The sequence below is a fragment of the uncultured Nitratireductor sp. genome, assembly GCF_913053745.1.
Classification (GTDB): Bacteria; Pseudomonadota; Alphaproteobacteria; order Rhizobiales; family Rhizobiaceae; genus Nitratireductor.
Genome location: NZ_CAJXGF010000174.1, coordinates 1 through 8,396 on the forward strand (window position 1 = coordinate 1; position 8,396 = coordinate 8,396).

Here is an 8,396-nt window from a genome sequence, read left to right on the forward strand (position 1 = left end):
AGCTCGGCCTCAAGACGGCTGTGGTCGAGAAGCTCTCCACCCATGGCGGCACCTGCGTCAATGTAGGCTGCATTCCCTCCAAGGCGCTGCTGCATGCCACGGAAATGTTCGAGGAGGCGGGCCACGGCCTCGCCGATCTCGGCGTCGAGGTGGGCAAGCCCAAGCTCAACCTCAAGAAGATGATGGAACACCGCGTCAAGACGGTCGAGCAGAACACCAAGGGCCTCGACTTCCTGATGAAGAAGAACAAAATCGACGTTTATCGCGGCTTGGGCAGTGTTGCAGACAAGGGCAAGGTGACCGTAAAAGCCGACGACGGCAAGGAAGAGACCGTGGAGACGAAGAACATCGTCATCGCCACGGGCTCCGATGTCGCCGGCATTCCCGGCATCGACGTGAAGTTCGACGAGAAGGTGATCGTCTCTTCCACCGGCGCGCTGGAGCTTTCCAAGGTGCCGGAGCGCATGATCGTCGTCGGCGGCGGCGTGATCGGCCTGGAACTCGGCTCCGTCTGGTCGCGTCTCGGCGCAAAGGTGACGGTGGTCGAGTATCTCGACACCATCCTCGGCGGCATGGACGGCGACGTGGCCAAACAGTTCCAGCGCATGCTCGGCAAGCAGGGCTTCGATTTCAAGCTGGGCGCCAAGGTCACGGACGTGGCCAAGGCCGGCAAGGGCGCGAAGGTGACCTTCGAGCCCGCGAAGGGCGGCGATGCCGAGACGGTCGAGGCCGAGGTGGTTCTGGTGGCAACAGGCCGCAAACCCTACACCGAAGGCCTTGGTCTCGACTCGGCAGGCGTCGAACTCGACGAACGCGGCCGCATCAAAACCGACGAGCGTTTCCAGACCAATGTCGAGGGTATCTATGCCATCGGCGACGTGATCGCCGGTCCCATGCTGGCGCACAAGGCGGAAGACGAAGGAGTGGCCGTGGCCGAGATCCTGGCGGGCCAGGCCGGACACGTGAATTACGATGTCATCCCCAGCGTCGTCTATACGAGCCCGGAAGTCGCGTCCGTCGGCAAGACCGAGGACGAGCTCAAGAAGGCGGGCGTGGAATACAACGCCGGCAAGTTCCCTTTCTCGGCCAATGGTCGCGCACGCTCCATGCTCAAGACGGACGGCTTCGTGAAAGTGCTTGCCGACAAGAAGACGGATCGTGTGCTCGGCGTTCATATCGTCGGCTTCGGCGCCGGCGAAATGATCCACGAGGCAGCGGTTCTGATGGAATTCGGCGGCTCGTCGGAAGACCTGGCGCGCACCTGCCACGCCCACCCGACCATGTCGGAATCGGTCAAGGAAGCCGCGCTTGCCACTTTCGCCAAACCGATCCACATGTAATCGCGCATTTTCACGCAAACAAAAGCCCCGGAGCGTGAACTTCGGGGCTTTCCGCTATCCGCCGTCTCCCGTGGGGACGCTGTCGGACGCGGCATCGGGCGAGCCGGCGTCCTCGCCGAAGAAACCGGTTCCCGAAAACGCCATGATAACGAGTATGACGATCGCGGCGCCAACGGCACCGATCACGAAACCTCGCGTTCCTTCCGACCCGCCACCAGCGTGACGCACGGATTTCCTTCTATCGTCATCTTCATGCATGACGGCACTCCAAGTGGCGCTCCCCCGACGCCGCTGGAACGATAACATGCAATTAATTAGCCGGAACCCTAAATTTACCGAACAGCCTCGACGGTGTAACCGTCCCCGCGAAGAAGCTCGATGAGTCCCTCCTCTCCGGGCAGATGCAATGCGCCCACGGCAATGAATGCCTCGCCGCGCTCGAGGATGGGCACGGCCCGCTCCGCCATGGTGCCGTTGCGCGCCTTCACCATCGCCTGGTCGAACGCCGCATAATCGCCCGCAGCGCCTTCCTGCTCCGGGATCGCAACCCGGATGAGCGGCCAGAACATGCCCGTCTCGCCCTCCGTGTAAAGCGAAACCATCGTTTCCATCACGTCGTCCAGACCGTCTCCCAGGGCCAGTGTCTCCACCAGGCCGCGCACATGCATCTCCATCGGCAGAGAGGCCATGGCGTCGAGTTGCTCGACAGCCGTCTCGAGGCCGAGCAACTCCTTGCCGGCATTCTCCGCATCCTGCGCAAGCTTGAGGTCGAGAATCGGCATGCCCGCCTCCTTGCGCTCAATCTCGCAGGTCGGCAGGGCCACGAGCGAAATCAGCATCCACGGCTTCATCTTCTTGACGCTCGCAAACGGTATGCCGCGTTCGGCCAGGGCATCGGCAACCGTCTGGCGTTCCTCGTCGCTGAAATGATCGCCCAGTGTCTCGTCACCGGTGAACATCATTAGCTCGGGCCGTTTGAACATGGCTGCCGCCATTTTCGACTGATCGAGAATATCCGTGGTCTCGATGACCACCCGCTCGGCCCCCTCGAAAGCTTTCCGGGCGTCCTCTGGTAAAACCGCAACGCGCGGATCGCTCATATGCATGGTGCCGAAAAGATAGGAGGGCTCGATGCCCTCCTTTTCCACCCGCCACAAAAGGCCCTTGCCGTTCGGCGTCGCCGCCGCCCGCCGCCGCACATCTTCGAGTATCGCGGGGTCTTCCTTGGCAAGCTCCGTCAAAAGGTTCTCGCCAGTGCAAGCAATGTCTTCGGCCTTCGCCGGCGTTGCGAAAAGCAGGCCGACGACCAGAGCGAGCAGGAGAAACAACGGAAAGGCTGCCGCACACAGAAACAGGCGGTCGGCAACCCGTTCGACAATCGGCGCGGCGGTGGCTTTGGCGTGTGTTTTCATGCGGAGAGCATGACCGCAAAACACGGCAAAACCGTTAATCGACCGTGGCCAATTCGAGACAATGGCCTAGGCGCGCGGGTGAGCCGCATCATAGATCTCCAACAATCGTGTCGTGTCGACACCGGTATAAACCTGTGTGGTGGAGAGGCTTGCGTGACCGAGAAGCTCCTGAATCGCCCGCAGATCGCCACCCCGCCCGAGAAGATGCGTGGCGAAGGAGTGCCGCAACGCATGCGGCGTTGCCGTCTCCGGCAGGTTGAGAGCGGAGCGCATGCGCTTCATCTCGCGCTGAATGATGGCCGGCTGCAGAGCCCCTCCCCGTGCGCCGCGAAAGAGCGCCTTGTCAGCCTCCAGGTGATATGGGCAAAGACGCCGATATTCGGCGATCGCCTCAACCGTTACGGGCAGGACCGGCACAAGCCGCGTCTTGCCGCCCTTTCCCGTTATGCGCAGCGCGCCCTGGCGAATATCCGCGACCTGGCCGCCCGACAGCCCCAAGGCCTCGGAAATGCGAAGCCCGGCACCGTAAAGAAGCGTGAACACGGCAGCATTGCGCGCGGCAATCCACGGTTCCTCGGCCAGTTGCCCCGCGCCCGAAGCGACCTTACGCGCATCCACGGCCGTCAGCGGTTTGGGCAACGCGCGAGGTGCGCGCGGCGCTTTCAGCGCTGCTGCGGCGGCCGCATTTACGAGCCCACGCCGCTCGAGATAACGCAGCAAGGAGCGCACCCCCGCAAGGCCGCGCCCGAGTGTGCGCGCACCGGCCCCGTTGCCGCGCCGAAAAGCGAGAAAGGCGCGCAGATCCGCCGGACGCAGTTCGGCGATGTCGGAAAGGCCCGGCGCCTCCCCGCAATGGCCTGTCAGAAACTGCAGGAATTGCCGCGTATCGCGCTCATAGGCGTCGACAGTCAAGTTGGAAAGGCGACGCTCATTGGCCAGCGTCGCAAGCCAGTCGGTGCGAGCCTTCTGAAGGTCGGATTTTGCGGAAACGAGAAATTCCTGGTCCATGAGCGCTCATTCCTGAAATTGCACCCATTGTGAACCGAACCGGTTAGCAGCCGGTGAAGGCGTTGCAAAACGTCACGCGCCCTCGATCTCCTCACGCAGCATTTCCAGTTCCAGCCATTCCTCTTCCAGCGTTTCCCGGCTTGCACGCCTGTCGTCGAGATCTTTGGAAAAACGCTGAAAGGCGGCGGCATCGCGCGTGTAAAGGTCCGGATCCGCCAGCTTTTCTTCCAGGGCCGCAATCTCGTCCGCGAGCGTGTCGATCTTTTTGGGCAGCGTCTCAAGCGCAAATTTCTGCTTGTAGGAGAGCTTCCTCGAACCGGCTTTCGAAGCCGCCGCATTGCCCGCGGGCTTCGTTTTCTGCTGCTCGGCACTGCGCGCCTTGCGTCGCTCCAGCTCCTCGCCTTTACGCTGCGCCATCATGTCGGAGTAGCCGCCGGCATATTCGATCCAGCGGCCATTGCCGACCGGCGCGAGCGTGCTCGTCACCGTGCGGTCGAGGAAATCGCGATCATGGCTGACCAGAAGCACTGTGCCTGGAAACCCCTCCACGAGCTCCTGCAGAAGGTCTAGCGTCTCCATGTCGAGATCGTTGGTCGGTTCGTCAAGCACGAGGAGATTGGCCGGTCGTGACAAAAGTCGGGCCAGGACCAGCCGCGCGCGTTCGCCGCCGGAAAGCTCGCGGATGGGGGTACGCGCCTGCTCCGGTTTGAACAGAAAATCCTTCATGTAGGAGACGACATGCCGCTCCTGCCCGTTGACCACGACGCTGTCGCCCCGGCCATCGGTCAGGAAATGCGACAGCGTCTCCTTCGGATCGAGCGCGCGCTTCTGGTCCAGTATGGCGGTTTCTAGATTGGCCCCGAGCCGCAGCGTACCAAGGTCCGGCGCGAGCTTGCCTGTGAGGAGATTGATCAGCGTCGTCTTGCCGGCGCCATTCGGCCCGACGAGACCTATGCGGTCGCCGCGCAAGATGCGCGTGGAAAAATCCTTCACAACCTCAAGCCCGTCATAAGACTTGGCGAGGCCTTTCGCTTCGATCACAAGCTTGCCGGATTCGGCGGCGTCGCTCGCCGCCATGGTGGCCACGCCCTCAACACCGCGATGGTTCCGCTGCCTGGCGCGCAGGGCTTGCAGCTCGCCCAAACGGCGCACATTGCGCTTGCGGCGCGCGGTAACACCGTAGCGTAGCCAGTGTTCCTCGCGCTCGATCTGGCGGGCCAGCTTATGCTGGTCGCGCTCTTCCTCTTCCAGAACCTGGTCGCGCCAATCTTCGAAATGAGCGAAGCCCTTGTCGAGCCGGCGTGTCACCCCCCGGTCGAGCCAGACAGTAGAGCGGCTGACATTCTCGAGAAAACGGCGGTCGTGCGAAATGGTGACGAGCGCAGACGAGGTGCGCTGCAACTCTTGCTCAAGCCACTCGATGGTGGCGAGATCGAGATGGTTCGTCGGCTCGTCGAGCAAGAGCAGATCCGGCTCGGGAGCAAGCACCCGGGCAAGCGCTGCGCGGCGCGCCTCGCCACCCGAAAGCGTCGCTGGATCTTCATCGCCGGTCAGACCGAGCCGGTCGATCACCAGCGCCACGCGGTTCAGGTCATCGGCCGGTCCGAGCCCGGCTTCAACATAGGCGCGCACTGTCGGGAAACCCTCCCAATCGGGCGTCTGCCGCAGGTAACGCACGGTCGCTGTCGGTTGACGGAAAATCTCGCCATCCTGCGGCTCAATCAGACCGGCGGCAATTTTCAGGAGTGTCGACTTGCCGGAGCCGTTGCGGCCGACCAGCGCCAAACGCTCGCCCGGACCGATCATGAGAGATGCACCATCGAGCAACGGCGTGCCGCCGAAGGTCAAGCGGATGCCATCGAGCTTCAGGAGAGGCGGCGCCATGACTCAGCGTTCTCCGTCATTGGAAAGATGCGCAACGAAAAGCGCCCTCCCCTGCATCAAAGTGACCGCAAGCGCACCGTCCACCACATTGGAAAGCGTCAAGGACGAGCCGAAGGGAACCTCTACCGCGTCAAGCGGCCATTTCGCTCCCTCGACGGTGAGGCCTGCAAGGGCCGAGAAGCCGAGGATCGAAAACAGCATGTCCTGCGGATATTCGAAGCTGCGGCGTTCACCCGGCACCAGCGGAACGCCCTCCTGCCTGCCACTGGTCAGCTTGGCGTTGACGCCCCGTTCCGAGAGTTGAATCGCCTGTGCCAGATGCAGGAACATGTGATCGGGCCGCGAGCCGCCGAACGCACCGGCCAGGAGCAGGCTGGTCGCACCGGCTTCAAGCGCGACTGCGATGGCCAACTCCCCATCCGTCTTGTCCTTTTCAGGCGGAAATCGGCGACGCGGTACGTGACTGTAGGCATCGCTCAACTCCGGCGGAACGGAATCAAAATCTCCCACCCACAGTTCGGGGGTGACGCCGAGCAGAGCGGCGTGACGCATGCCCGAGTCGGCAGCGATAATGCGGCTGCCTGCAATTTCAGCGTCGAGCGCCGGGGTGCGTGTGAGATCTCCACCGAGGAGAAGGGTTAATCGGCTCATGGGCGAGGCCCATATCATGCCGGCGCGCGCGCGCCAACGGCGTTCGCGCTTTTCAGGCCCCTTGCACCGATCCCTGCCGCGCCCTATTTTCCCGGTCGCTCTAACGGGGTGCCGGCGCATTGCCGGCTGAGAGGCTTGGGGAAACCCGGCTAACCCGCCGAACCTGATCCGGTTTGCACCGGCGGAGGGATTAGACGCTTTAACGACGGCGCCTCATTCCCCAACAAAACGAGAGGAGGCGCATATGCGCGCGACCACCCTGATTTCCACGATAGCGCTCGGCATGCTGGCCATGGCAGGTCACGCGGCCGCGCAGGGCAAGCTCACCGTCTACACCTATGAAAGCTTTACCTCCGATTGGGGTCCGGGCCCGCTCGTGGAAAAGGCGTTCGAAGCTGAGTGCGGCTGCGATGTGGAGTTCGTTTCCGTGGCGGATGGCGTGGCCCTCTTGAACCGCGTGAAGCTCGAGGGGGAATCGACCAAAGCCGACATCGTACTGGGCCTCGACAACAATCTCATACACGAGGCGCGTGAGACCGGCCTGTTCACCCCGCATGGCATCGACATGACGAAAGTGTCGGTGCCCGGCGACTTCGAAAACGACACATTCGTACCCTTCGATTACGGCTATTTCGCCTTCGTCTACGACACCGAGGTCATCGAGACGCCGCCGGCGAGCCTGAAAGAACTGGTGGAAAGCGACAGCGACCTGAAAATCGCCATTCAGGACCCGCGCACGTCCACGCCGGGTCTCGGCCTGCTGCTCTGGGTCAAGGCGGTCTATGGCGACGATGCAGCCGGCGCCTGGAGCAAGCTGCAGGACAAGGTGCTGACGGTGACACCGGGTTGGAGCGAGGCCTACGGCCTGTTCACCAGCGGCGAGGTGCCGATGGTACTCTCCTACACCACTTCGCCCGCCTATCACCGGATCGCCGAAGACACAGAGCGCTACAAGGCGGCCGGTTTCGCCGAAGGACATTACCTGCAGGTGGAAGTGGCGGCACAGACCGTGACAGGCGCCAAGAACCCGCTGGCGCAGGAGTTCCTCGCCTTCATGACCGGTCCCGGTTTTCAGGATGCCATTCCCGAGACGAACTGGATGTTCCCGGCTGGCGAGACGTCGGAACCGCTCAACCCGGTGTTCGACGCGCTCGTGAAACCGGACGAAACGCTCGAATTCACCCCTGAAGAAGTGGCCGAAAACCGTAAGGCCTGGGTCGATGAATGGCTTTCGGTGATGAGCCGCTGACCCTGTCCCGCGCACCCGTCATGGACAGACGCATAGCAGCGGGTCGGCTCGCGCTCGGTGCCGTCGGCCTGCTTATCGGCGGAGCCTTCGCCGGCCTGGCCGTTGAAGCCATGCGCCAAGGCCCGGGCGCGTTCGCGGCATTCGACACCTATCTTCTGCGGATTGCCCGTTTCACGCTGTGGCAGGCATTGCTGTCGACGGTGCTCTCCGTCGTGCCGGCGATCCTTCTGGCGCGCGCGCTGGCCCGGCACCCGGTTTTTCCGGGTCGGGCTTTCATTCTGCGTCTGTTCGCGGTGCCGCTTGCACTGCCGGCCATCGTGGCGGCGCTCGGCGTTCTCGCGCTTTACGGCCGCGCCGGCTTCTTCGCCCCGGTCTTTTCGGCGATCCTCGATGCGCGCTGGCCCGGGATCTACGGACTTTCGGGTATTCTGGTCGCACACGTCTTTTTCAATATGCCATTGGCGGCGCGCCTGTTCCTGAACGCGCTGGAAAGCGTTCCCGCCGACCAATGGCGCCTTGCGGCTCAATTGGGCATGGGCGCGCGCGCCTCCTTCCGCTTTCTCGAATGGCCGGCCATGCGCGCCGCCCTGCCCGGCATTGCCGGCCTCGTCTTCATGCTGTGCGTCACCTCGTTCACCATCGTGCTGCTGCTTGGCGGCGGGCCGCGCGCGACGACACTGGAAGTGGCGATCTATCAGGCGCTGCGTTTCGACTTCGATCCGGCCCGCGCACTGGTTCTGACACTGGTTCAGGTGGGGCTGGCGGGCGGCGTCGTTCTGGCGCTCGGCCAGCTCGGCGCGTCGCTCAGCGGCGACGCAAACCTGCCCGTCGCGCCGCGACGCATCGTCTGGC

8 protein-coding genes and 1 riboswitch are annotated in these 8,396 nt (G+C 63.2%); of the genes, 3 read left to right on the top strand and 5 right to left on the bottom strand.

Annotated elements, in window-relative coordinates:
* On the top strand, positions 1 to 1,340 hold a 1,340-nt coding region (lpdA, locus tag QZ638_RS20535; RefSeq protein WP_295813830.1), incomplete at its 5' end, for a dihydrolipoyl dehydrogenase.
* A 54-nt stretch (positions 1,341 to 1,394) separates the two neighbouring features.
* Here lpdA and QZ638_RS20540 read toward each other — a convergent pair.
* The 5 genes from QZ638_RS20540 to QZ638_RS20560 all read right to left on the bottom strand — a co-directional run bounded on the left by QZ638_RS20540 (position 1,395) and on the right by QZ638_RS20560 (position 6,295).
* Positions 1,395 to 1,598, bottom strand: a complete 204-nt coding sequence (locus QZ638_RS20540) for a hypothetical protein (RefSeq protein WP_295813832.1) — start codon at positions 1,596 to 1,598, stop codon at positions 1,395 to 1,397.
* A 74-nt stretch (positions 1,599 to 1,672) separates the two neighbouring features.
* Positions 1,673 to 2,752 carry a TraB/GumN family protein gene (locus tag QZ638_RS20545; RefSeq protein ID WP_295813834.1) on the bottom strand — a complete coding sequence of 360 codons (1,080 nt, stop codon included), beginning with the start codon at positions 2,750 to 2,752 and terminating at the stop codon, positions 1,673 to 1,675.
* Between the two features lie 66 nt (positions 2,753 to 2,818).
* A complete protein-coding gene (locus QZ638_RS20550; RefSeq protein ID WP_295813835.1) occupies positions 2,819 to 3,760 on the bottom strand; it encodes a tyrosine recombinase XerC in 942 nt (313 codons plus the stop codon).
* 72 nt (positions 3,761 to 3,832) lie between these two features.
* Positions 3,833 to 5,644 carry an ATP-binding cassette domain-containing protein gene (locus QZ638_RS20555; RefSeq protein ID WP_295813837.1) on the bottom strand — a complete coding sequence of 604 codons (1,812 nt, stop codon included), beginning with the start codon at positions 5,642 to 5,644 and terminating at the stop codon, positions 3,833 to 3,835.
* Positions 5,645 to 5,647: 3 nt separating this feature from the next.
* Positions 5,648 to 6,295, bottom strand: coding sequence for a thiamine diphosphokinase (locus QZ638_RS20560; protein WP_295813839.1), 648 nt, complete (start codon positions 6,293 to 6,295; stop codon positions 5,648 to 5,650).
* Between the two features lie 94 nt (positions 6,296 to 6,389).
* Positions 6,390 to 6,502: riboswitch (TPP riboswitch) on the top strand.
* Between the two features lie 37 nt (positions 6,503 to 6,539).
* On the opposite strand from QZ638_RS20560, the gene thiB reads away from it, so the two are divergent.
* Together thiB and QZ638_RS20570 are read left to right on the top strand one after the other, a co-directional pair.
* Complete coding sequence (gene thiB, locus QZ638_RS20565; RefSeq protein WP_295813841.1) at positions 6,540 to 7,544, top strand: thiamine ABC transporter substrate binding subunit; 1,005 nt, start codon at positions 6,540 to 6,542, stop codon at positions 7,542 to 7,544.
* Positions 7,520 to 8,396, top strand: an 877-nt coding sequence (locus QZ638_RS20570) for an ABC transporter permease subunit (RefSeq protein ID WP_295813843.1), incomplete at its 3' end; no start/stop codon positions are given. The genes thiB and QZ638_RS20570, both read left to right, overlap by 25 nt.

Bases quoted from the DNA above. Each gene is read 5' to 3' on its own strand.
- QZ638_RS20555 (WP_295813837.1), bottom strand. From the start codon at position 5,644: ATGGCGCCGCCTCTCCTGAAGCTCGATGGCATCCGCTTGACCTTCGGC.
- QZ638_RS20560 (WP_295813839.1), bottom strand. From the start codon at position 6,295: ATGAGCCGATTAACCCTTCTCCTCGGTGGAGATCTCACACGCACCCCG.
- thiB (WP_295813841.1), top strand. From the start codon at position 6,540: ATGCGCGCGACCACCCTGATTTCCACGATAGCGCTCGGCATGCTGGCC.
- QZ638_RS20550 (WP_295813835.1), bottom strand. From the start codon at position 3,760: ATGGACCAGGAATTTCTCGTTTCCGCAAAATCCGACCTTCAGAAGGCT.
- QZ638_RS20545 (WP_295813834.1), bottom strand. From the start codon at position 2,752: ATGAAAACACACGCCAAAGCCACCGCCGCGCCGATTGTCGAACGGGTT.
- QZ638_RS20540 (WP_295813832.1), bottom strand. From the start codon at position 1,598: ATGCATGAAGATGACGATAGAAGGAAATCCGTGCGTCACGCTGGTGGC.